The organism is Mesorhizobium sp. M7A.F.Ca.CA.001.08.2.1, from assembly GCF_003998455.1.
GTDB lineage: Bacteria > Pseudomonadota > Alphaproteobacteria > Rhizobiales > Rhizobiaceae > Mesorhizobium > Mesorhizobium ciceri.
The window spans coordinates 1-448 of record NZ_RZPW01001471.1 but is presented as its reverse complement, the minus strand read 5'-3'; the positions used below and the strand labels follow the sequence as shown (position 1 = coordinate 448).

Genomic DNA, 448 nt, shown 5'->3' with positions numbered 1-448 from the left:
CTCGGCCGTCTGAACGGGGGCGATCCCCGATGATTCCGGCAGCACCGAAACCGTCTCCGGCAGAGGCACGGTGAAGCCGGCATCAGCGCCGGCGGCGGTCGCTGTTTCGGTGAGAGCAGGCGCGGACTTCATCTGCGAGGTCGACGTGCAGCCGCTGATGCCGGCGGCGGCCAGGATCACGCCGATCGCGATAAGGTTGAGTTTTGCTGGCAAGCCGCGCTCGGGTCCGGTTTGTCGGGTTGTTAAGAAATCCCTTACACCAGCGATTCAGGCCGGGCAATCGGGGCGATCAGGTGGTTTTCGGGTGGCGAGACGCAGGCGGCGATGCCATATTGTTCCGGATATGTACTGGGACGAATCCCGGATTTCGCCACTTTGCGGGAAGGAACGCATCATGGTCACGACAGCTTCGATCACGGCCGGCCACGCAGTGTTAGAAACAGTGCTG

At 62.5% G+C, this 448-nt stretch carries 2 pseudogenes; both read right to left on the bottom strand.

The features are described 5' to 3' along the window. Positions 1-213 (bottom strand): annotated as a pseudogene (locus EN914_RS38045) (lytic transglycosylase domain-containing protein); the annotation flags it as partial. Between the two features lie 54 nt (positions 214-267). Then, a pseudogene (locus EN914_RS38910) lies at positions 268-448 on the bottom strand (hypothetical protein); the annotation flags it as partial.